15 protein-coding genes, 2 tRNA genes and 3 rRNA genes are annotated in these 23,753 nt (G+C 35.8%); 6 read left to right on the top strand and 14 right to left on the bottom strand.

All coding sequences use genetic code 11. The features are described 5' to 3' along the window. Nucleotides 1-10: 10 nt before the first annotated feature. A complete protein-coding gene (gene lon, locus A4F88_RS00850; RefSeq protein WP_068840649.1) occupies nt 11-2,464 on the bottom strand; it encodes an endopeptidase La in 2,454 nt (817 codons plus the stop codon). Nucleotides 2,465-2,748: 284 nt separating this feature from the next. Between lon and A4F88_RS00845 the strand changes: the two genes are divergently transcribed. The 4 genes from A4F88_RS00845 (at nt 2,749) to A4F88_RS00830 (ending at nt 5,725) form a co-directional block, all read left to right on the top strand. After that, complete coding sequence (locus tag A4F88_RS00845; RefSeq protein ID WP_068840648.1) at nt 2,749-3,303, top strand: RNA polymerase sigma factor; 555 nt, start codon at nt 2,749-2,751, stop codon at nt 3,301-3,303. A gap of 87 nt (nt 3,304-3,390) precedes the next feature. Further along, nucleotides 3,391-3,927 (top strand): anti-sigma factor, encoded by a 537-nt coding sequence (locus A4F88_RS00840; protein ID WP_068840647.1) that lies wholly within the window; start codon nt 3,391-3,393, stop codon nt 3,925-3,927. Then, nucleotides 3,911-4,969 carry a DUF4097 family beta strand repeat-containing protein gene (locus A4F88_RS00835; protein WP_068841422.1) on the top strand — a complete coding sequence of 353 codons (1,059 nt, stop codon included), beginning with the start codon at nt 3,911-3,913 and terminating at the stop codon, nt 4,967-4,969. The genes A4F88_RS00840 and A4F88_RS00835 overlap by 17 nt, the downstream gene beginning before the upstream one ends. A gap of 21 nt (nt 4,970-4,990) precedes the next feature. Next, complete coding sequence (locus tag A4F88_RS00830) at nt 4,991-5,725, top strand: head GIN domain-containing protein (protein ID WP_068840646.1); 735 nt, start codon at nt 4,991-4,993, stop codon at nt 5,723-5,725. A gap of 82 nt (nt 5,726-5,807) precedes the next feature. Here the strand turns inward: A4F88_RS00830 and A4F88_RS00825 are convergent, their stop codons facing one another. The 6 genes from A4F88_RS00825 to A4F88_RS00800 form a co-directional block, all read right to left on the bottom strand. Then, nucleotides 5,808-7,136, bottom strand: coding sequence for an MFS transporter (locus A4F88_RS00825; RefSeq protein WP_068840645.1), 1,329 nt, complete (start codon nt 7,134-7,136; stop codon nt 5,808-5,810). Nucleotides 7,137-7,314: 178 nt separating this feature from the next. Next, nucleotides 7,315-8,127 (bottom strand): M48 family metallopeptidase, encoded by an 813-nt coding sequence (locus tag A4F88_RS00820; RefSeq protein WP_068840644.1) that lies wholly within the window; start codon nt 8,125-8,127, stop codon nt 7,315-7,317. An 86-nt stretch (nt 8,128-8,213) separates the two neighbouring features. Beyond that, nucleotides 8,214-10,613, bottom strand: coding sequence for a glycoside hydrolase family 31 protein (locus A4F88_RS00815; RefSeq protein WP_068840643.1), 2,400 nt, complete (start codon nt 10,611-10,613; stop codon nt 8,214-8,216). 204 nt (nt 10,614-10,817) lie between these two features. After that, nucleotides 10,818-12,722: a 1,4-alpha-glucan branching protein GlgB gene (gene glgB, locus A4F88_RS00810; RefSeq protein ID WP_068840642.1), complete on the bottom strand. Its 1,905-nt coding sequence runs from the start codon at nt 12,720-12,722 to the stop codon at nt 10,818-10,820. A 33-nt stretch (nt 12,723-12,755) separates the two neighbouring features. Beyond that, complete coding sequence (locus tag A4F88_RS00805) at nt 12,756-14,036, bottom strand: glucose-1-phosphate adenylyltransferase (protein ID WP_068841421.1); 1,281 nt, start codon at nt 14,034-14,036, stop codon at nt 12,756-12,758. Next, nucleotides 14,026-15,453, bottom strand: coding sequence for a glycogen synthase (locus tag A4F88_RS00800; protein WP_068840641.1), 1,428 nt, complete (start codon nt 15,451-15,453; stop codon nt 14,026-14,028). Before A4F88_RS00800 ends, A4F88_RS00805 begins: the two co-directional genes overlap by 11 nt. A gap of 139 nt (nt 15,454-15,592) precedes the next feature. On the opposite strand from A4F88_RS00800, the gene A4F88_RS00795 reads away from it, so the two are divergent. After that, on the top strand, nt 15,593-16,459 hold the full coding sequence (locus tag A4F88_RS00795) for an alpha/beta fold hydrolase (protein ID WP_068840640.1): 867 nt from the start codon (nt 15,593-15,595) through the stop codon (nt 16,457-16,459). Nucleotides 16,460-16,506: 47 nt separating this feature from the next. Next, entirely contained in the window at nt 16,507-17,151 is a 645-nt protein-coding gene (locus A4F88_RS00790; RefSeq protein ID WP_068840639.1) for an endonuclease III domain-containing protein, read from the top strand. Nucleotides 17,152-17,156: 5 nt separating this feature from the next. On the opposite strand, the gene A4F88_RS00785 is transcribed toward A4F88_RS00790, so the two are convergent. The 7 genes from A4F88_RS00785 to A4F88_RS00755 all read right to left on the bottom strand — a co-directional run bounded on the left by A4F88_RS00785 (nt 17,157) and on the right by A4F88_RS00755 (nt 23,623). Next, nucleotides 17,157-17,591, bottom strand: coding sequence for a 3-methyl-2-oxobutanoate hydroxymethyltransferase (locus tag A4F88_RS00785; RefSeq protein WP_068840638.1), 435 nt, complete (start codon nt 17,589-17,591; stop codon nt 17,157-17,159). Nucleotides 17,592-17,607: 16 nt separating this feature from the next. After that, nucleotides 17,608-18,060, bottom strand: a complete 453-nt coding sequence (locus tag A4F88_RS00780; protein WP_068840637.1) for a DUF1569 domain-containing protein — start codon at nt 18,058-18,060, stop codon at nt 17,608-17,610. A gap of 272 nt (nt 18,061-18,332) precedes the next feature. Then, nucleotides 18,333-18,442 (bottom strand): 5S ribosomal RNA (rrf, locus tag A4F88_RS00775). Nucleotides 18,443-18,618: 176 nt separating this feature from the next. Further along, a 23S ribosomal RNA gene (locus tag A4F88_RS00770) occupies nt 18,619-21,502 on the bottom strand. 185 nt (nt 21,503-21,687) lie between these two features. After that, a tRNA-Ala gene (locus tag A4F88_RS00765) sits at nt 21,688-21,761 on the bottom strand. A gap of 150 nt (nt 21,762-21,911) precedes the next feature. Continuing rightward, a tRNA-Ile gene (locus tag A4F88_RS00760) sits at nt 21,912-21,985 on the bottom strand. 124 nt (nt 21,986-22,109) lie between these two features. Next, nucleotides 22,110-23,623, bottom strand: a 16S ribosomal RNA gene (locus tag A4F88_RS00755). Together the 16S, 23S and 5S rRNA genes with 2 tRNA genes alongside form the textbook arrangement of a ribosomal RNA operon. Between the last annotated feature and the right edge of the window lie 130 nt (nt 23,624-23,753).

The raw sequence follows: 23,753 nt of genomic DNA, 5'->3' as shown, positions 1-23,753 counted from the left end.
TAATAATAGCTTATTTCAGTGTTTTGGCATTTTTAACACTTTGATCTGTTAAAGCTAAAGCCAGAACTTCACTCATTTCTTTTACATAATGAAAAGTAAGACCTTCCAAATATTCTGCTTTGATTTCATCAATATCACTTTTGTTTTCATGACATAAAATGATTTCTTTGATACCAGCTCTTTTTGCTGCTAAAATTTTCTCTTTAATTCCGCCTACAGGTAATACTTTTCCGCGAAGCGTAATTTCTCCGGTCATAGCAAGGCTTTTCTTTACCTTTTTCTGAGTAAGTAATGAAACCAAAGAAGTTAACATTGCGATACCCGCACTTGGTCCGTCTTTTGGCGTTGCTCCTTCCGGAACATGCAGGTGAATGTTGTATTTTTGAAACAATGCAGTATCTAATCCTAGTTTCTTAGCATTTGCTTTAATATACTCTAAAGCAATTGTTGCTGATTCTTTCATAACATTACCTAAATTTCCGGTAATCGTCAAAGAACCTTTTCCTTCAGAAATTAAAGATTCAATAAACAAAATATCTCCGCCTACGCTTGTCCAGGCTAAACCTGTAACAACTCCGGCAACATCATTATTTTCGTATTTGTCACGTTCTAATCTTGGTACCCCTAAAACTTTAACAATATCTTCGTCTGTAACTTTTTTATTATACTCCTCATCCATCGCTACAGATTTTGCGGCGTTACGAATAACCTGAGCAATTTTAGTTTCTAAATTACGAACTCCTGATTCGCGTGTATAACCCTCTACAATTTTCTCCAGTTGTTTTTTGCCAATGGTCAAATCTTTAGCTGTTAAACCGTGAGCTTCTAGTTGTTTTGGAAAAAGGTGTCTTTTTGCAATTTCTACTTTTTCTTCAATAGTATAACCTGACATCTTTATTACTTCCATTCTGTCACGCAAAGCCGGCTGAATTGCTGCCATGTTATTCGAGGTAGCAATAAACATTACTTTAGATAAATCATACCCCATTTCAAGGAAATTATCATAAAAAGCATTGTTTTGTTCCGGATCTAAAACTTCTAATAAAGCAGAAGACGGATCGCCACTATTACCGCTTGACAATTTATCAATCTCATCTAAAATAAAAACCGGATTTGAAGTTCCTGCCTTTTTTAAACTTTGAATAATTCTTCCCGGCATAGCACCAATATAGGTTTTTCTATGTCCGCGAATTTCTGCTTCATCACGTAAACCACCTAAAGAAATACGAACATATTCACGTCCTAAAGCTTCGGCTACAGAACGTCCAATAGAGGTTTTACCAACACCCGGAGGTCCTGTTAAGCAAATAATTGGCGATTTCATATCGTTACGAAGTTTCAATACTGCCAAATGTTCGATCATTCTTTTCTTAACTTCTTCAAGTCCGAAATGATCTTTATCTAATATTTTCTGAGCATGTTTTAAGTCGAATTTATCTTTAGAATATTCACCCCAAGGCAATTCTAAAAACAACTCCAAATAATTACGCTGAATACCAAAATCAGGTGATTGCGGATTCATTCTGCGCATTTTTGATAATTCTTTTTCGAAATGTTTCTGCGTTTTTTCGTCCCATTTTTTGGTTTTCGCCTTCAGTCCCATTTCATCCATTTCTTCTTCCTGCGAAACGCCACCCAATTCTTCCTGAATGGTTTTCATTTGCTGATGAAGAAAATATTCACGTTGCTGTTGATCTAAATCAAAACGAACTTTTGACTGAATGTCATTCTTTAATTCTAATTTCTGCAACTCTACATTCATATAACGTAAAGTTTCAAGAGCTCTTTCTTTTAATCCGTTTATAGATAGCAAACCTTGTTTTTCTTTTACGGATAAATTCATATTAGAAGAAACAAAATTGATTAGAAACGATTGGCTTTCAATGTTTTTAATAGCAAAAGTAGCTTCTGACGGAATATTTGGACTTTCTTTGATAATCTGAATAGCCAGTTCTTTTACTGAATCTAAAATAGCTGTAAACTCTGTATCGTTCTCATCCGGACGTTCTTCTGAAACTTCTTTAATGGTTGCATTGATATAAGGTTCTTCTGTAACTACTTCGTCGATTTCAAAACGTTTTTTTCCTTGTAAAATAACCGTAACATTTCCGTCAGGCATTTTTAAAACACGTAGAATTCTCGCTACTGTCCCTATTTTATGAATATCATCTTTTGACGGATCTTCATCTTCTTCATTAATCTGTGAAACTACACCAATGATTTTTCCGCCTGCATTGGCATCATTGATTAGTTTTATAGACTTATCTCTTCCGGCTGAAATTGGAATAACAACTCCCGGAAATAAAACGGTATTTCTTAAAGGTAAAATGGGTAACGAAACTGGAAGTTCTTCGTTATTCATTTCTTCTTCGTCTTCCGGAGTTAATAATGGAATTAATTCTGCCTCTGAATCGAATTCCTGAAGTGACAGATTGTCAATTGTAAGTATTTTATGGTTTGACATAATAATATATAAGTCGTTTTGTCATTAAATTTTAAATCCTAACTTCAAATGTAACTCCTCATTGCTTAATTTTCAATAAAACCAGCTCAGGTGTTTCATTTCATGATAGGCGGTAAAAATAGGCAATCATTATGCCAAAAGCAACAAAGACAGTTTTGAAATTGAGCAAACAAAACCAACAAACTCCGGAAAAACATTATTTTTAGAAAAAATTATATTTTTTTCATCAAAACTGTAACAAACCAAAAAAAGTAAAGTCATTATAAAAAACTAGCAACTATTACTTGAGTATAACTAACCAAAATATCGAAGAATTAATCACGCTTTGTAAAGAAAACAATCAAAAGGCTCAATTCGAAGTTTACAATCGTTACTGTAAAGCAATGTACAATGTGGCTTATCGCATTGTAAAAGATGAACATTTTGCACAAGACGTCATGCAGGAAGGTTTTTTAAAGGCTTTTACAAAAATAAATGACTACAAACAAGAAGTGGCTTTTGGGGCATGGTTAAAAAAAATAATTATCAATTACAGTATTGATTTTTATAAAAAGAATAACGCTTTTCAGGTAGAAGATCTGAGTAAGACTCTTTATAAGATAGAAGAGAATGACAGTTTATTTACTGAAAATTTAGATTTGAATTCGCTAAAAGTAAAACAGGTTTTAGATTGCATCTCAAACCTTAAGGATAATTACCGTATGGTCTTGACGCTCTTTTACATTGAAGGTTATGATCAGGAAGAAATTAGCGAAATCCTGAATATTAGTTATGCAAATTGCCGAACTACGTTAAGCAGAGCAAAGGAAGGCTTAAGAAAAAAATTAGAAGAAATATGAAAAGGCAATTGCGAAGAATTTTGTGCGCACAAAGAACAAACAAAAAAGCCTGTTTAGTATCAATTCTGAATAATAAATATTAGATATATGAAAAAGGAAAATGACGATTTAGATCAATTATTTGAAAAATTTGAAAATCAATGGGATGTGCAGGAATTAAATCCTGATCACCAAATTGATTTCTTAAACAAATTAAATAAAAAACAGCCTAAGAAAAAAAATTATGCTGTCTGGGCAATTGCTGCTTCAATTGTAGTATTACTGGGTGTTTCTCTATTTTATAATAATGCCCAAAAACCTAAACAATTCAAATTTGCATCTAAGGAAACTAAACGAACCGATTCGATCTTTAGTATCTTAATTGATAATGAGCTAGTAAAATTAAAAGAAAAAAGTTCGCCTGAAAACGAACAAATTATAAATGACGCATTAAAACAAATGAAAGTCTTCGATGCCGATTATGCAAAAATCTTAAAAGAGGTTCAGAAAAATGGCGAAAACAAACAAATTATTTATGCCATGATCAGCAACTTACAAACGCGTATCTCTTTTTTACAAACTGTTTTGCAACGTATCGAAGAAAATGAAAAATTTAAAAACTCAACTCATGAAAAAACATTATAACATTCTTATTTTATTTCTTTTGATTCCTTTTTTAGGATTCTCAAATGATGATAATTACATCTCAAAACAAAAAAACATCAAGAAAACCTATATCGTTAATTCAAACGCGGGAATTGATATTGACAATAAATATGGTAATATCACTGTAAGTACCTGGGATGAAGACAAAGTAGATCTTGATATTACAATTAAGGTTACCGGCACAAATGAAAGCTGGGTAAATGACAAATTGAACAGTATTGATGTAGATATTACAGCTTTAAAATCATTAGTTACTGCTGTTACCAACATTTCTAATTCGTCTTTTAAAAGCAAAGGAAGCAGTAATTTTTTTGAGATCAATTATGTGATAAAACTTCCAAAAAACGGAACCGTAAAACTTAATAATAAATACGGCAACATTACAACTCTAAATTTAGAGTCAACTACTGACATTTCCTGTAAATATGGTAAACTAATAAGCGGAAAACTGAATGGTGGTACTAATAAAATCACACTTGGTTATTGCCAAAACTCTACGATTGATTATATTAAAAATGGTACTATTGAAGCACGTTATTCTAGTTTGAAAATCAATGAATCCGGGAATTTAAACATTGATGCAAATTATACTGACATTAGCTTGCAAGATGGAGAAAACATTAAATACGATTCCAACTATGGTACCTTTAAATTTCAAAAAGTAAACTCACTTGAGGGGTCCGGAAATTATTTGACGGTTTCTATTGGAGATATTTCCAAAGACCTGAACATTAACACTACTTACTCTAAAATAAATGTTGAGTCTTTGAACGAAAAGCCAAAAAATGTTACGCTCAATACAGCATATACTAATATGACGTTAAATTATAATACTAATTATGCTTTTGATTTTGATATCAATACAAAATATGGAAGTATTAAAAATGATAGTTCTTTAGACGTTTTAGTTACTGAAACTAAAAGTTCATCTAAAAAAGTAAGTGGCTTCAATAAGAAAAAAGGACAAAGTAAAATTGTTGTCAATTCAAGTTATGGCAATGTAACTTTAGTTAAAAAATAACAACCTTAAAACAATCAAAAGATGAAAAAATCAGTTCAATTATTAGTTTGCGGAGCATTTTTAATGAGTTGTATCGCAAATGCCCAATGGTCATCAAATAATAAAATAAGCGGAAATGGTAATGTGGTTACCGAAACAAGAACAACTTCTGACTACGATGCTATAAAGGTTTCAGGGTCTTTTGATGTGGATTTAGTATCAGGAAAAGAAGGAAAAATTATTGTAAAAGGTGAAGAAAACCTATTGCCTTCAATAAAAGTTGTTGTTGAAGACAATACACTAAAAGTATATGTGGAAAAAAACACTAATATTAGACCTAGTGCGGGTAAAAAAATCCAGATTACCATTCCGTTTGAAAAAATATCAGAAGTAAGTTTAGCCGGTTCAGGAGATATTCAGTCAAAAGACACCATCAAGAATGATAAATTTCTGGCTAAATTATCAGGATCCGGAAACTTTGATTTAGCTGTTGATTCTAATAATCTGGAACTTAATTTAAGTGGTTCAGGAAATGTACAGTTAAAAGGAAATACAAATAATTTTACAACCAAACTTTCGGGCTCAGGAGACATTAATGCTGCAAATTTAAAATCTAAAAATGTTGATGTGAATGTTTCAGGTTCAGGTAATAGCCGTGTAAACTGTAACGAAAGTTTAACTGCGAGAGTTTCTGGATCCGGAGATATCAAATACACAGGAAACCCTGAAAAAAGAGATGTAAAAGTTTCCGGATCAGGAAAAATTTCAAAAGCTTAATTAAAGAAAAATAAATCATCATCAATCAAATCATAAGCTTTATTGTTTTATGTAAAGCTTAAAATCAAAAAAAGGCACTTTATTAATTTAAAGTGCCTTTTTTAGGTATTCTTCTTAATAGAATAATAGCCGTTATAAAGAAAATACCTAATACTACAATTGCTGAACGCGGGCTTCCTGTAATTTGGTCGATGATACCATAAACACACATTCCGATTACAATTCCTATTTTTTCTGCCACATCATAAAAACTAAAAAACGAAGCAGTATCTTCTGTTTCCGGTAATAATTTAGAATAAGTAGAACGTGACAGTGCCTGAATCCCTCCCATTACTAATCCGGCTACTGTAGCCATTGCATAAAAATGTATTGGTAATGAAATGAAATAAACAATCACGCAAAAAACCACCCAAACACCATTGATAACGATTAACGTTGGGATATTACCAAATTTTGCCGACGCTCTTGAAGTCAAAACAGCTCCAATTATAGCCACCAATTGTATCAATAAAATACAAATAATTAACCCAATAGTACTTTCTTCTTTTGATGACCACTGAATTTCCTGTGCCCCAAAATAAGTCGCAACCAGCATTACGGTTTGTACTGCCATACTCGAAACAAAAAATCCTCCTAAATAACGCTTTAATGGAATGTTTTCTTTCAGTAGCGCCCAAACCTTCTTTAGTTCTTTAAAACCATTGAATATAATATCTTTAGATACTTTTTGTTTGGTTTCTTTACGCCCTTTAGGTAAATAATAATACGTATATTGACTAAATACGATCCACCAGATTCCTACCATTACAAAAGAATATCTCATGGCTATTTTTGCGGCTCCTTCTTTCTCATTTCCAACAATACTAAAAATTTCCGGTTTCATGATCATCGCCAAATTAATAATCAGTAAGATAACACTTCCTATATATCCTAACGAATATCCTTTGGCACTAATTTTATCCTGCTGTTCTTCAAAAGCAATATCCGGTAAATAAGAATTGTAAAACACTAAACTTCCCCAGTAGCCAATTAGTCCAAAAAAATAAAATACCAATCCGATATAGATATTTTCAAGATCGAACCAATATAGTCCTACACAAGACAAGGCTCCAACATAACAGAAAAATTTCATGAATGATTTTTTGTTTCCTACATAGTCAGCAATTCCTGATAGAAACGGAGATGTAAATGAAACAACTAAAAATGCTAATGCAGTTGTAAAACTAATTAAGGCTGAATTTTTTAAATGCAATCCAAAAACATCTATATAATGGTCACGCTCTGCAAATAAAGCTTCGTAAAATATAGGAAAAACTGCTGATGCAATAGTAAGAGAATAAACAGAATTGGCCCAATCATAGAATGCCCACGCATTTAATAGCTTTTTATCTCCTTTTTGTAAATCTTTCATAAAAATGTTTTAGTTAACAGGCTACGAATTTATCTAATTTTTATGATAATCAAATAGAATTTTAATAAATCGTACATTAATAAATTATGAATATTTCAGGCTCTTATTTTACATAAAAAAAGCCATTCACCGTGGCAAATAGCTTTTAAAATATATAATATTGTTTAGAAGTTTGTTTTTATCTGATAACACCAACTTTAAGCGCTGTAGCTTTTGCTTCTGGAATTAAAGCTTTCAAATTTGCAATTCTCGTCGCATCAGAAGGGTGTGTACTCATAAATTCAGGTGTTCCTGAAGCGCCTGATTTTGCAGACATTCTGCTCCAGAATGCAATAGCATCATCCGGATTATATCCTGCAATTGCCATAAGTGTTAGACCTATTTTATCTGCTTCGCTCTCGTTACTTCTGCTAAAAGGAAGCATTACTCCTACTTCTGAGCCAACTCCGTAAGCTTGTGCAAATATTTGTCTCGTTGCTTCAGATTTAGCACTTGTAGCTGCATCCAGAGCTGCACCACCTATTTGCTGTAATTGTGCAGCACTCATTCTTTGTGCACCATGATTAGCTAATGCATGCGAAACTTCATGTCCCATAACAGTTGCCAAACCAGATTCATTTTGTGTTACTGGTAAAATACCGGAATAAACTACTATTTTTCCTCCTGGCATACACCAGGCATTTACTTCTTTATTATCAACTAATTTATATTCCCAACGATAATCGTTTAAATATTGAGATTGCCCTAAATAAGTTAAATATTTTTCTGCTGCTTTTCTGATTTTAAAACCAACGTTTTCTACCAGTTTAGCATCTGCTGTTCCGGTTATGACTTTATTTTCAGCTATAAACTGACTGTATTGCTGAAAAGAAGATGGAAATAATTCGCTGTTTGAAACAAAGTTAAGCGTCTTTTTTCCGGTAACAGGATTTGTTGCACAACTATATACTAAGGCAGCTCCCAAAAGCCCAATTATTAAATGTTTTTTCATGATACTTGATATTTACAACACACAAAAATACAATTATTATTATTTCTATTTTTTATATAATTCTCTTAAAATTTATCAGAATTTATTTATTCACCAATAATATGTAACTCATTGAACTCTTTATCAACAATTAAGAATTTATTTGTCTCAAAAGCAATTTGATCAAATGTTACTTTTTCGTTGTCGATTTCGATTTCAGTCACTTTAAAAGGTAATCCGATTAAATTGATTTTATATTTACTGTATGGGGTTTCATACTTTCCTTCTTTATGTAATTGTACGATAAGCTCCTTTTCTTTTCCAATTGTTTTTAAAGATAAAAAGCTGTAACGTCCTTTTTTATAATCGTATCCATCTTGCGCATCTTCATAGACTACTGATTTTTCTTTACCCAGTTTAAAATATAAATCAAGCGTTAATTCATCAAATTCTAATTCTCCAACATATTGCTGAACGGGATATTTTGGAATAATAGATCCCGCTTTTACAAAAACAGGAATTTCATCAAATTTAGTATCAATCCACACTTCCCTTCCTCCAACAGAAAACTCATTTGTCCAGTAGTTATACCACTCACCTCTTGGGATATACATACGTCTACCTACAGCATTAGGTTCAAGGATTGGACAAACTAATATTTGATTCCCAAAGATAAACTCATCATTACGATAATGTGTTTGTGTATCATCCTGATCGTAATAAACCAACGGTTTTAACATTGGAATTCCTTCTTCAATATATTGCCAAAACATCGTATACAAATAAGGCAATAACTGATATCGTAAACTCACAAATTTTCTGGTAATATTAATCACTTCTTCATCAAAAGCCCAAGGCTCCTGATTACCATGGTCACCTGAAGAATGTGTTCTGCAAAAAGGATGAAAAACACCAAGCTGAATCCAGCGTGCATATAATTCTCCCGTTGGCTGTTCTGCAAAACCTCCAATATCAGAACCGGTAAAGCCCATTCCTGAAATAGACATTCTTTGTACCTGAATATTAGCAATCCATAAATGTTCCCAGGTTGCTACATTGTCACCAGTCCAGGATGAAGTATAGCGCTGTGCTCCTGAATATGCTGATCTTGTAATTACAAATGGTCTTTTAGGGTAAACGAAACGTTTTACACCATGATAAGTTGCTCTTGCCATTTGGGTCCCATAAATATTATGGGCTTTTCTGTGACTGCAGGGGTTTCCATCATAAATATGACGAACATCCATGGGAAATGTTTTGTTAGGAACTTCCATCACTGCCGGTTCATTCATATCATTCCAGACTCCTTTTACGCCAATCTCTGAAATCAATTCTTTAAATAATCCTGCCCACCATTCTCTCACTACGGGATTTGTATAATCAGGAAAATTGCATTCACCCGGCCAAACTTTTCCTTTCATATAAGGTCCATCGGCTCTTTTACAGAAATAATCTTTTTCCAGAGCTTCCTGATAAACCCAGTAATCTTTATCAATTTTTATTCCCGGATCAATAATAACAACAGTTTTAAAACCATCTTCGGCTAATTCTGCCACCATTCTTTTTGGATCAGGAAAATAGTTTTTATTCCAGGTAAAACATCGAAAACCATCCATATAGTCAATGTCAAGATAAATAGCATCACAAGGAATTTTTAATTCTCTGAATTTTGACGTGATTTCTTTTACTTTACTTTCCGGATAATAACTCCATTTACATTGATGGTATCCTAAAACCCAAAGTGGCGGAAGTTCCGGTTTTCCTGTCAAATCAGTATATGTAGCGACTACATCCTGCATTTGAGGACCATAAATAAAATAATAATTCATTTCTCCGCCTTCTGCCCAAAAACTGGTTACATTTCTTCTTTCCTGACAGAAATCAAAGAAAGTTCTAAATGTATTATCAAAGAAAATTCCGTAGGATTGCTTGTTTTGTAAACCAATGTAAAAAGGGACTACTTTGTATAACGGATCTTGTTCTTTTTGATAAGCATATTGATCTGTGGCAAAATTTTCTACTCTTTTGCCTTTTAAGTTCATTTGCGTTGCTTTGTCTCCTAAACCGTAAAAACATTCACCATCTTTAGAGGATTTACTCATTTTTACGATATTACCTCCATATTCATAACTTTCTTCCCAGTGAAAACCAAGTTCATCTTCAAGAATCAAAAGATCATTTAAGTCATAAATAGACAAACGAAGATCAGCTTTCTGGATTTTACATTTTACCTTGCTGGTTCTTATCTGAAAATATGTTTCTTCCTCTGTAAGTTCAAGAAAATTATAACCATGAAGCTGGGTTTTGTCTATGGCATACGAAAAATCATTGCTAAAATAACCTTTTGTAGTAAAACGAAACCGGATTAGACTGTCTCTAAGAATGGTTACTTTTAATATTACTTTATTGTCTGTATTAAACAATATCGTATCTCCTTCTTGTTCATGCGAAACAATTTTTGATGGATATAAATCGCCTTTGTATTCTAATGATGTATTTGTAATCATATCACTAATGATTTAATTTTTATAAGCCTGATCTCTATTTTCAAACATACAAAAAAACTGGATAAACCTCTATGAATAAAAGGTTTATTCACGAAAACGTTTTTTCTGAATGAGTTCTGAATTACATCTCAAAAAATCAGGAATTCGATAATTTAAGAACGCTAAACTAATAAAATGATATTGCTGAAAATAATTCCTCTTTTGTTAAACAAAAGAATAAACCGTTACACTTAAAGGGGGTAAAAGTAATTCGACTGAAAAGTCTCTGCCATCATAAGATTTTGATTCTGTATTTAAGATTTGAGCACTTGCTACGCCACTACCGCCATAAATTACGGCATCACTATTAAAAATTTCTTTTAGTTTAGCTTTTTTAGGAATTCCAATTCTGTAATTTTCTCTTACTACCTGTGTGAAGTTGCAGACAACAATTAAATCTTCATCTGAATTATTTCCTTTTCGGATATAAGATAAAACAGCGTTTTGATGGTCTGAGTAATTAATCCATTCGAAACCCTCTCCGCTAAATTGTTTTTCATACAATGCAGGATGGAATTTATATAACTGGTTTAAATCTGTAATTAACTTTTTAACTCCTGAATGATAATCGTATTGAAGCAAATGCCAATCTAAACTACTTTCAAAGTTCCATTCATTACTTTGTCCAAATTCAGATCCCATAAATAATAATTTAGTTCCGGGATGTGTAAACATATAACCATATAACAACCTTAAGTTTCCAAATTTTTGCCATTCATCTCCGGGCATTTTATTGGCAATAGATTTTTTACCATATACTACTTCATCATGTGAAAAAGGCAACATAAAATTTTCTGTAAATGCATACGTCATCGAAAAAGTCAAGTCATTTTGATGGTATTTTCTATAAACCGTTTCTTTTTGAAAGTATTTTAAAGTGTCATGCATCCAGCCCATCATCCATTTCATTCCAAAACCTAAACCACCTGAAAATGTTGGTCTGGAAACCATAGGATAAGAAGTACTTTCTTCTGCAATGGTTTGAACTCCTTCAAAATTAGCATAGATTACTTCATTAAATTCTTTAAGAAAACTAATTGTATTGAGATTTTCTCTTCCGCCATAAATATTAGGTTCCCACTCTCCTTCTTTTCGGGAATAATCCAAATAAAGCATTGAAGCTACAGCATCAACCCTCAATCCGTCTACATGATAATGTTGCAACCAAAAAACGGCATTGCTAATCAAAAAAGCACGAACTTCATTACGTCCGTAATTAAAAACTAAACTTTTCCAATCCGGATGATAGCCTTTTCTGCGATCCGGATGTTCATATAAATGTGAGCCATCGAAAAATCCCAAGCCATGTGCATCATCAGGAAAATGCGACGGAACCCAATCTAAGATTACTCCAATTCCAGCCTGATGCAGCTTGTCTACTAAAACCATAAAATCCTGTGGTTTTCCAAAACGGGAAGTTGGTGCAAAATATCCGGTTAGTTGATATCCCCATGAAGGATCATAAGGATATTCCATAACAGGCATAAATTCTACATGTGTAAAACCAGTTTCTTTAAGATAAGAAACCAGATCTTCTGCCAGTTCTAAATAAGTTAAAAACCGATTATGATCACCACGTTTCCAGGAACCCAAATGAACTTCGTATACAGAATAAGGTTTATCCAATGCATTTTTTTCCTTTCGGGATTGCATCCAGTTTTCATCTTTCCACTTATAATCCACATCCCATACAACAGAAGCTGTGTGAGGTGGTTTTTCGCAGTATAATGCAAATGGATCTGCTTTTTCAGTTACAATTCCATCAATATTAGACTGGATTTTATATTTGTATAATGCCCCTTTTTCAATATTAGGAATAAAACCTTCCCAGATTCCTGATGAATCCCAACGTACTTGCAATAAATGTTCGCCTTGTGTCCAATAGTTAAAATCACCTACAACAGAAACTGATTGCGCAGTGGGAGCCCAAACTGCAAAATAAACACCTTTTACTCCATCAACCTCTATTAAATGTGCCCCTAATTTTTCATATAATCTGAAATGCTTTCCTGCTTTGAACAAATCTATATCAAAATCAGTGAATAGAGAATGCGTGATTACTTTAGTCATATTTGGTTTTTAAGGCAATAATTAATTTTGATTTTATTCAATTCTAAAGTTATCTGATAATGTAACTCCTTTTTTAATCACAACAATTCCATCTTTAATACTGTATAATTCATTGGTAAAATTATCCAGATGCTTTCCGCCACTAATGTGAACGTTGTTTCCAATTCGCACATTTTTATCAACTAAAGCATTTTTAATAAAACAATTTTCGCCAATACCTACATGAATTTTACTAATACTGCTCTCGTAATTTAATTCATCTAGATCCTGATAGAAATCATTTCCCATAACGTAGCAGTTTTCGAGAACAGTTCCTTCACCAATTCTGGAACGAATTCCTATCACAGAACTTTTAATTTCTTTTGCGTTAATAATACATCCTTCTGAAATTAAGGATTGATTGATAATTGAATTTCTGAATTTTGACGGAGGCAGTAATCGTGGTCTTGTAAAAATTTTATTTTCATTATCGAACAAATTAAACTCCGGAATATCAGCAGTTAAACCAATGTTTGCTTCGAAGAATGATTCGATATTTCCGATGTCTGTCCAATATCCTTCATACTGATAACTCAAAATCTTGTGTTTTCCAACAGCGTGGGGAATAATTTCTTTTCCAAAATCTTTCGTATCCGGATTCGCCATTAATTTTTCTAATAATGACTTATTAAAAATATAAATTCCCATAGAAGCGAGGTATTTTTTACCTTTCTCCTGCATATGTTCGCTTACTTCAGATTCCCATTGTGGCAATAACGAAGCGTCTGGTTTTTCAATAAAAGCATGAATATTATTTTCATGATCTGTTTTTAAAATTCCAAATTCCGGTGCATCTTTAGCATTGACGGGTAAAGTTGCAATAGAAATTTCAGCATCGGCAGCAATATGAGCTTCCAACATTTCGTTAAAATCCATTTGATATAATTGATCACCAGAAAGGATTAAGGCATGATCGAAATCGTGTTTTAAGAAATGTGACATACATTGTCTGACGGCATCTGCTGTACCCTGGAACCAGGTTGGATTATCAGGAGTTTGTTCAGCCGCTAAAATATCAACAAACGACTGACTGAAAATGCTAAAATTAAACGTGTTTTTAATATGAGCATTCAATGAAGCTGAATTAAACTGAGTTAGAACAAATATTTTAAAAATATCTGAGTTAATACAATTTGAAATAGGAATATCTACCAGTCGGTACTTTCCACCAATTGGTACTGCAGGTTTTGATCTTGTTTCTGTTAACGGGAACAAACGTGACCCTTGTCCTCCTCCTAAAATAATAGCAACTACATTTTTCTTTTTAAATTTCATTTTTCTCAATTATTAGGTTGTATATCTCGATATATTCTTGGCAAACACTTTCCCAGGAATGATCTGTTGCCATTCCCTTTTTTACTATTTTATTAAAATGTATTTTATCACTATACAACTTAACAGCACGATTTATAGAATAACAAATATCCCCAACCGAAGCCTGATCATGACAAATCCCGTTTCCGTCATCACCAAAATCAATTACAGTATCTCTCAAACCTCCGGTTCTTCTCACAATTGGGACTGTTCCATATCGCAATGCATACATTTGATTTAAACCGCAAGGCTCCACTCTCGAAGGCATTAAAATATAATCCGAGCCAGCATAAATTAAATGTGCTAATTCTTCGTTATAACCTATAAAAACATTGTAATTTCCATTATAATCATTGCGCAACTGAACCAACTGTTCTTCTATTGCTGAATTCCCAGATCCCAAAATCAGGATATTGATGTTTTCAAAATTTTCAGAAAGTGCAAGAGCTGAAGCCTGAGGCAATAAATCACCTCCTTTTTCTTCAAATAAGCGTCCAATAAAACTAAACAGAGGCTTTGTAGCATCCAGTTCAAATTGCTCGCAAAGCTTTTCTTTATTCTTTTGTTTTCCAGATTCAAAACTATCTATAGAATAGTTTTCTGCAATCATTTGATCTTTTGCAGGATCCCAAACTTCAAAATCAATTCCGTTTAAAATTCCTTTTGATTTACTTCTTACCGAATTAAATAAAGATTCAAGTCCATTTGCCGCATGATTGATTTCATCCAGATAACTTGGCGAAACCGTCGTTACTGCATGGGCACATTTTATTCCGACAGCTAAGGAGTTGATAGCATGATCCCATTCTAAAAAGCCTGCATGGATCAAATTAAATTCTGGCAAATAATGCAATTTATCAAATCCAAACCAACCCTGATATAAACCATTATGAATTGTAATAACTGTCCTTATAGATTGTAAACTCTCATATTTATAGGCAAATTTTATCATAAACGGAATTACTCCCGTATGATGATCATGACAGTTTATAATATCAGGAACTGTATTTCTAGCCAATATCCAGTCTAGTGTTGCAATTTGAAAAGATAAAAATCGTTCAATATCATCTTCATAATCGTAAACATTCGGACGATCAAATAATTCATTAATTTCGATCAGATATAATTCATATCCCAATTTATCTGTACTCTCTTTTAAAACACTAAAGGGAAAATTAAAATTTCCTAATATGACAGTTCCCCAATGAACACATTCAAAATCATTTTCCTTTCTAAATTTAGTATCATAACAAGGAACAACAACTCTAACCTTATGTCCTGCATTTGTCTGATATTTAGGCAATGCACCAACAACATCGGCCAAACCGCCCACTTTTGCCATAGGATAACATTCTGCACTGATATGAAATATTTCCATTGAAGATTTTATAAACACATTATTAAACTAAATTTTCGATCTGTTTTTTCTGGTAAACATCTCTTATTATGCTACTTTTATGTTTTCTAAATTTAGGAAAAAATAAGTAAAAGTAAGGCTCCAAATAAAAATTATTGAAATGGCAAAAAAGGCTAACAATCCTACAGAATCTTTAAAAATTCCACAGTTTATAATACTTTCCTGTAAAATATGCGCTTTAATCTCGACTAAATTGGTCACTTCTTATGCTGCCAGATTATTTACAACACCAATAAAACACAAGGTTCCTAAAAGAGAATTAGAAATGGAGCGTAACAGCATTCAAAAAACATTTTTTGTTCCTGCTATCCAAAAAAATGTAGTTGTTTATGAATATGGAAAAAGTAGCCGTAAAATCTTATTAGTACACGGCTGGTCTGGACGTGGAACACAACTTTTTAAAATCGCTGATGAACTATTAAAAGAAGGATATGCAGCCATTAGCTTTGATGCACCCGCACATGGAAAATCTCAAGGAAAAACAACAATAATGTCTGATTTTATTTATTCGATTCTAGAAATCGAAAAACAATATGGCCCTTTCGAAATTGCCATTGGGCACTCATTAGGCGGAATGTCTGTTTTGAATGCTATAAAAGATGGCTTAAAAGTAAAAAAAGCAGTAATTATTGGTAGTGGAGATATTGTTCAGGATATTTTAGATGAATTTGTTTCAAAATTAGGTTTAAAACAAGAAATAAGTATTCGCCTGCGTGATCAGTTTGAGGCTAAATATCAAACTAAGATGAATGACTATTCTGCCTATATTGCAGCACAAAAAGTTAAAACTCCCGTTTTGGTTATTCATGATGAAAATGATCCTGAAGTAGCTGTAAAAGCCGGAGTTCACATTAATGAACATTTAGAGAACGGGACTTTGTATTTAACTCATGGATTAGGGCACAGAAAAATTTTAGGAAATCAAAATGTGATAAAAAAAATCATGCAATTCATCAAAACTACCTAATTTTGTATGAGTTATGTTTTTATTATAAAACTTAAAGAAAAATTAAAATGGACTTATTTGGAGAAACATCTGATTGGGAGTCTAAATTAGATCCCATTTTAAAAAAATATAAGGGTAAAAAACATCCTTTGGAATATCAAAATACTTACCAATTATTGGTCATGGTAGTATTATCTGCACAAGATTCTGATGCCAATATCAATTCTATTGCTCCTGCTTTGTTTGAAAAATTTCCAACGCTTAATAGTTTGTCTAAAACTGATTCTGAAACTTTTAAAGCCTATATAAGTAAAGTTCGAAATTATCCCACAAAAGCAGAGTGGTTATTGGAAATCGCTAAAACTATTAAAAATGATGAAGCTATTCCTTTAACCATGCAGGGATTAACAGCATTAAAAGGAATTGGCAGAAAATCTGCTAATGTTATCTTACGGGAGACCCATAAACCTGCTGAAGGAATTATTGCTGATTTACATGTCATTCGAGTTGCTCCAAGAATTGGAATCATAAAAGAGAACAAAGACGGCAATAAAGTTGAAAAAGATCTAATGCAGGTATTACCTAAAAATATCTGGTCAGAAATTGGAATGGCAATTTCTTTTTTAGGAAGAGAAACCTGTAGACCAAAACCTAAATGTGACGAGTGTATATTGGCTGATATCTGTTATTATTATCTCACAGAAGTAATTTGAAAAGATTATTTTCTTCTTGTATCAATTAGATAGATAATTTTCCAAATATTACCTTCTTTAAATAAAGTAAAAGTATTTACACCCGAATGGCTCAATTTATCATTCAGATAAAACTCATATGGAGCCCAAACATGAGCCATTGAACCATCAATCTGGATATTATAATTTAATATCTTTTCCTGAAATTTCATACTTGACGGAATTGAAGCAATAGATTTATAAAATTCTTGTGCCATTTCGTCTGATAATTTATTTCCTTTAGTTGGGCTTTCGCTGATAGATTGTAGAATAATCCCTGAAGAACAAACCGATTTCATTTTTATAGTATCTTTTTGATGAAATCCTTCAAAGAATAATTCAATACTTTTTTGAACGTCCTGCTTTTGTGCGTGAGAGACCAATCCTAAGCAAATAAAAAAGAAGGTAAAATAAATTCTCATAAAAATTCAGTTTTAATTAAACTCCAAATTGTGTAAGATGATGATCCAAATGTTTTGAAAACATATTATTCCATTCAGTAGAAGTTAGCCTTCCAAAAGAATGAGATTCTTTTCCTTCAAATTCTTCTCTTCCTAGCTCCAGAGTTTTATTAATATATGCTATTAACCGGCCTTTCTCAATTTCGAAATCACGATCATTTTTAATGATAAACTGTGGTGCTGTACCAACATTTCTAGGATAAGGTTTGTCACCTACTACCGTTTTTTTTGCTAGCAATTTTAAAATAAATTTCATGAACCCATTAGGCTTCGGATGAATATTATCATAAACCATTTCGTAAGTGACATTACAATGTGCAAGCATTTGACCGACACTCATCTTACCCCAAAGTCCTTTTGAATCTGGTGTAAGCTCGTTTATTCTGTTTATTAATTGATTACAATCTTCTTTTTGAAAAATATTTTGCATGATAACGCGATTCGATTAGAAAACAAAAATATAAAATTAAATGAATACAGAATAAAAATACTTAGGGCGTTTCCCTTCAGGCCATCCCTAGGCTTTGGGATCTGCCGTATCTTTTAGGGAAGAGGTTACAGGCAAGACAATCAATTATCGGTTTTCCACAAAAGGATACCGCTAGCATCACTGGCGCACCCGGTTTCTGGAAGAAGCAAGAAGAATAAAAAAAATGTTATAAAACAAAAAACCCCGTTTCGTTAGAAACAGGGTTTTAAAAAGAAAGGCGACGACATACTCTCCCACATAACTGCAGTACCATCTGCGCAGGCGGGCTTAACTACTCTGTTCGGGATGGGAAGAGGTGAGCCCCGCCGCAATAACCACCTTAAGGTTTTTAGTCTAAAGTCACAAGTCTTAAAGTTTAAAAGTCTTTTGACTTTACCACTTTAATCTTTCGACTTAAAGACTGCTCGCGTCGAGCAAATATTTTAACATACTGAGATAAAGAAAAGAAGTATTTATTTAGAAAGTTTCCTCCCCCGACTTGCATCGGGGGAAAAGGGTGTACATAAGCTTACGGATTATTAGTACTACTCGACTATGACATTACTGCCTTTACATCTATAGCCTATCAACGTGGTCATCTTCCACGATCCTTAAAAGAAATCTCATCTTGTGGTGGGTTTCGCGCTTATATGCTTTCAGCGCTTATCCCTTCCCAACGTAGCTACTCTGCGGTGCCCCTGGCGGGACAACAGATACACTAGAGGTTAGTCCAATTCGGTCCTCTCGTACTAGAATCAGATCCACTCAAATTTCTAACGCCCACAGTAGATAGAGACCGAACTGTCTCACGACGTTCTGAACCCAGCTCGCGTGCCACTTTAATGGGCGAACAGCCCAACCCTTGGGACCTTCTCCAGCCCCAGGATGTGACGAGCCGACATCGAGGTGCCAAACCCCCCCGTCGATATGAGCTCTTGGGGGAGATCAGCCTGTTATCCCCGGCGTACCTTTTATCCTTTGAGCGATGGCCCTTCCATGCGGAACCACCGGATCACTATGCTCTACTTTCGTACCTGATCGACCTGTATGTCTCTCAGTCAAGCTCCCTTATGCCATTGCACTCTACGCACGGTTACCAAGCGTACTGAGGGAACCTTTAGAAGCCTCCGTTACTCTTTTGGAGGCGACCACCCCAGTCAAACTACCCACCAAGCAATGTCCCCCACAATATGGGGTTAGGCCTCAGATAAACAAAGGGTTGTATTTCAACAATGACTCCACAACGCCTGGCGACGCCACTTCACAGTCTCCAACCTATCCTACACATCATTTATCCAAGGTCAATACTAAGCTATAGTAAAGGTGCACAGGGTCTTTTCGTCCCACTGCGGGTAAACGGCATCTTCACCGTTACTACAATTTCACCGAGCTCATGGCTGAGACAGTGTCCAGATCGTTACACCATTCGTGCAGGTCGGAACTTACCCGACAAGGAATTTCGCTACCTTAGGACCGTTATAGTTACGGCCGCCGTTTACTGGGGCTTCAATTCAATGCTTCTCCGAAGATAACATCTCCTCTTAACCTTCCAGCACCGGGCAGGTGTCAGGCCCTATACTTCATCTTACGATTTTGCAGAGCCCTGTGTTTTTGATAAACAGTCGCCTGGACCTCTTCACTGCGGCCCTGATTGCTCAGGGCGACCTTTCTCCCGAAGTTACAGGTCTATTTTGCCTAATTCCTTAGCCATGAATCTCTCGAGCACCTTAGGATTCTCTCCTCAACTACCTGTGTCGGTTTACGGTACTGGTACTAATTACCTGAAGTTTAGAGGTTTTTCTTGGAAGCCCTTAGGCGCACTATCTCTTTGTCCGAAGACTCCGAGTACTATCGTATTTCACCAAAATCTACGGATTTGCCTATAGATCTTATAGCTAGGTACTTTAACGAACTATTCCGTCAGTTCGCGGCGCTTTCATCACTCCGTCACCCCATCACAGTAATTAGTAGTACGGGAATATTAACCCGTTAGCCATCGACTGTCCCTTTCGGGTTCGCCTTAGGACCAGACTAACCCACAGCTGATTAGCATAGCTGTGGAAACCTTAGTTTTTCGGTGTGCGGGTTTCTCGCCCGCATTATCGTTACTTATGCCTACATTTTCTTTTCTAACCAGTCCAGCATACCTGACGATACACCTTCAACCCTGTTAGAATGCTCCCCTACCACTTACAATTGCTTGTAAATCCATAGCTTCGGTAATATGTTTATGCCCGATTATTATCCATGCTCGTCCGCTCGACTAGTGAGCTGTTACGCACTCTTTAAATGAATGGCTGCTTCCAAGCCAACATCCTAGCTGTCTGGGCAGACAAACCTCGTTCTTTCAACTTAACATATATTTGGGGACCTTAGCTGATGGTCTGGGTTCTTTCCCTCTCGGACTTGGACCTTAGCACCCAAGCCCTCACTGCTGAGAAACATTATATAGCATTCGGAGTTTGTCAGGAATTGGTAGGCGGTGAAGCCCCCGCATCCAATCAGTAGCTCTACCTCTATATAACTTTATGCTCAGCGCTGCACCTAAATGCATTTCGGGGAGTACGAGCTATTTCCGAGTTTGATTGGCCTTTCACCCCTACCCACAGGTCATCCGAAGACTTTTCAACGTCAACCGGTTCGGTCCTCCACTGTGTGTTACCACAGCTTCAACCTGCCCATGGGTAGATCACACGGTTTCGCGTCTAACACTACTGACTAAAGCGCCCTATTCAGACTCGCTTTCGCTACGGATCCGTGACTTAATCACTTAACCTTGCCAGCAACGTTAACTCGTAGGCTCATTATGCAAAAGGCACGCCGTCACCCCACGAAAGGGCTCCGACCGCTTGTAAGCGTATGGTTTCAGGATCTATTTCACTCCGTTATTCACGGTTCTTTTCACCTTTCCCTCACGGTACTGGTTCACTATCGGTCTCTCAGGAGTATTTAGCCTTAGCGGATGGTCCCGCCAAATTCAGACAGGGTTTCACGTGCCCCGCCCTACTCAGGATACCACTATCTATTATACTTGTTACCCATACGGGACTATCACCCTCTATGGTCCGACTTTCCAGTCAGTTCCGGTTCCTTGTACATAAAATCTCGTGGTCCTACAACCCCAACGATGCCGTAACAACATTGGTTTGGGCTAATCCGCGTTCGCTCGCCACTACTTACGGAATCACTTTTGTTTTCTTCTCCTCCGCCTACTTAGATGTTTCAGTTCAGCGGGTTTGCCCACCTATCGGTGTACTATGTCTTCAACATAGTGGGTTGCCCCATTCGGATATCTACGGATCAATTCGTGTGTGCCAATCCCCGTAGCTTTTCGCAGCTTATCACGTCCTTCTTCGCCTCTGAGAGCCTAGGCATCCCCCATACGCCCTTATTTTGCTTATTGTACCAATCATAAAATTAATTATGACCGTTTTTTTTTTGTTTTTTACAATAAATTGTAAAAAACGCTTTCTACTTTTTATTATTTTCTTATCTCAATATGTCAATGAACTTTATTTAGCCGAAGGTCAAAAGTCTTAAAGTATTTTACTTTGGACTTTATGACTTTAATCTTTATGACTAAAATCGTGGAGAATAACGGAGTCGAACCGTTGACCTCCTGCGTGCAAGGCAGGCGCTCTAGCCAGCTGAGCTAATCCCCCATTTTAATTAAAAATTAAAAATCGTGAATTAAAAATTATGAACTTTTGATCCTAAATCTTTCAACTTCTAAAATTTCCTTGTTTTTTAAGCTTTTCAGTCTTTTTAATTATCAATTCTCAATTATTAATTGTCAGTTGATTTTTAAAAAGTAGTCCCGGGCAGACTCGAACTGCCGACCCCTACATTATCAGTGTAGTACTCTAACCAGCTGAGCTACGAGACTCTGTTTTACTTAAAAATTTATTATTTGAACTAACAGCAAGAGTAATACAATCTTCTTATTCAGAATTTCCTATATAATCGTCTTTTTTCCTCAGCGTGTCTTACAACTAACACTAAGGCTCTAGAAAGGAGGTGTTCCAGCCGCACCTTCCGGTACGGCTACCTTGTTACGACTTAGCCCTAGTTACCAGTTTTACCCTAGGCAGCTCCTTGCGGTCACCGACTTCAGGCACCCCCAGCTTCCATGGCTTGACGGGCGGTGTGTACAAGGCCCGGGAACGTATTCACCGGATCATGGCTGATATCCGATTACTAGCGATTCCAGCTTCACGGAGTCGAGTTGCAGACTCCGATCCGAACTGTGACCGGTTTTATAGATTCGCTCCTGGTCGCCCAGTGGCTGCTCTCTGTACCGGCCATTGTAGCACGTGTGTAGCCCAAGGCGTAAGGGCCGTGATGATTTGACGTCATCCCCACCTTCCTCACAGTTTGCACTGGCAGTCTTGTTAGAGTTCCCGACATGACTCGCTGGCAACTAACAACAGGGGTTGCGCTCGTTATAGGACTTAACCTGACACCTCACGGCACGAGCTGACGACAACCATGCAGCACCTTGTAAATTGTCTTGCGAAAGATCTGTTTCCAAACCGGTCAATCTACATTTAAGCCTTGGTAAGGTTCCTCGCGTATCATCGAATTAAACCACATGCTCCACCGCTTGTGCGGGCCCCCGTCAATTCCTTTGAGTTTCATTCTTGCGAACGTACTCCCCAGGTGGGATACTTATCACTTTCGCTTAGCCACTGAAATTGCTTCCAACAGCTAGTATCCATCGTTTACGGCGTGGACTACCAGGGTATCTAATCCTGTTCGCTACCCACGCTTTCGTCCATCAGCGTCAATCCATTAGTAGTAACCTGCCTTCGCAATTGGTATTCCATGTAATCTCTAAGCATTTCACCGCTACACTACATATTCTAGTTACTTCCTAATAATTCAAGTTCAGCAGTATCAATGGCCGTTCCACCGTTGAGCGATGGGCTTTCACCACTGACTTACTAAACCGCCTACGGACCCTTTAAACCCAATGATTCCGGATAACGCTTGGATCCTCCGTATTACCGCGGCTGCTGGCACGGAGTTAGCCGATCCTTATTCTTACGATACCGTCAAGCTCCAACACGTTGGAGTGTTTCTTCTCGTACAAAAGCAGTTTACAATCCATAGGACCGTCATCCTGCACGCGGCATGGCTGGATCAGGCTTGCGCCCATTGTCCAATATTCCTCACTGCTGCCTCCCGTAGGAGTCTGGTCCGTGTCTCAGTACCAGTGTGGGGGATCTCCCTCTCAGGACCCCTACCCATCGTAGCCTTGGTAAGCCGTTACCTTACCAACTAGCTAATGGGACGCATGCTCATCTTTCACCGTTGTGACTTTAATTATTAAGTGATGCCACCCAATAATACTATGAGGTATTAATCCAAATTTCTCTGGGCTATCCCTCTGTGAAAGGTAGATTGCATACGCGTTACGCACCCGTGCGCCGGTCTCTAGCTCCGAAGAACTATACCCCTCGACTTGCATGTGTTAAGCCTGCCGCTAGCGTTCATCCTGAGCCAGGATCAAACTCTTCATCGTATATTTTTTATATTATATTGCGACGATTTATCTAGTGGTTCTTTTTCGAATCTTACCGATTCTATTACTCTTATTCTTTTGTTTTAACATCTCTGTTAAAACGGCTGTCAATTCAATATGTCTACGAACG

The organism is Flavobacterium chilense, assembly GCF_001602525.1.
Taxonomy (GTDB): domain Bacteria; phylum Bacteroidota; class Bacteroidia; order Flavobacteriales; family Flavobacteriaceae; genus Flavobacterium; species Flavobacterium chilense.
Note: the sequence above shows the minus strand (reverse complement) of the source record. Positions and strands in the feature narration are given on the sequence as shown.

Bases quoted from the DNA above. Each gene is read 5' to 3' on its own strand.
- A4F88_RS00785 (WP_068840638.1), bottom strand. From the start codon at position 17,591: ATGAGAATTTATTTTACCTTCTTTTTTATTTGCTTAGGATTGGTCTCT.
- A4F88_RS00795 (WP_068840640.1), top strand. From the start codon at position 15,593: ATGGCAAAAAAGGCTAACAATCCTACAGAATCTTTAAAAATTCCACAG.
- lon (WP_068840649.1), bottom strand. From the start codon at position 2,464: ATGTCAAACCATAAAATACTTACAATTGACAATCTGTCACTTCAGGAA.
- A4F88_RS00830 (WP_068840646.1), top strand. From the start codon at position 4,991: ATGAAAAAATCAGTTCAATTATTAGTTTGCGGAGCATTTTTAATGAGT.
- A4F88_RS00825 (WP_068840645.1), bottom strand. From the start codon at position 7,136: ATGAAAGATTTACAAAAAGGAGATAAAAAGCTATTAAATGCGTGGGCA.
- A4F88_RS00780 (WP_068840637.1), bottom strand. From the start codon at position 18,060: ATGCAAAATATTTTTCAAAAAGAAGATTGTAATCAATTAATAAACAGA.
- A4F88_RS00800 (WP_068840641.1), bottom strand. From the start codon at position 15,453: ATGGAAATATTTCATATCAGTGCAGAATGTTATCCTATGGCAAAAGTG.
- A4F88_RS00805 (WP_068841421.1), bottom strand. From the start codon at position 14,036: ATGAAATTTAAAAAGAAAAATGTAGTTGCTATTATTTTAGGAGGAGGA.
- glgB (WP_068840642.1), bottom strand. From the start codon at position 12,722: ATGACTAAAGTAATCACGCATTCTCTATTCACTGATTTTGATATAGAT.
- A4F88_RS00820 (WP_068840644.1), bottom strand. From the start codon at position 8,127: ATGAAAAAACATTTAATAATTGGGCTTTTGGGAGCTGCCTTAGTATAT.
- A4F88_RS00790 (WP_068840639.1), top strand. From the start codon at position 16,507: ATGGACTTATTTGGAGAAACATCTGATTGGGAGTCTAAATTAGATCCC.
- A4F88_RS00835 (WP_068841422.1), top strand. From the start codon at position 3,911: ATGAAAAAACATTATAACATTCTTATTTTATTTCTTTTGATTCCTTTT.
- A4F88_RS00815 (WP_068840643.1), bottom strand. From the start codon at position 10,613: ATGATTACAAATACATCATTAGAATACAAAGGCGATTTATATCCATCA.
- A4F88_RS00840 (WP_068840647.1), top strand. From the start codon at position 3,391: ATGAAAAAGGAAAATGACGATTTAGATCAATTATTTGAAAAATTTGAA.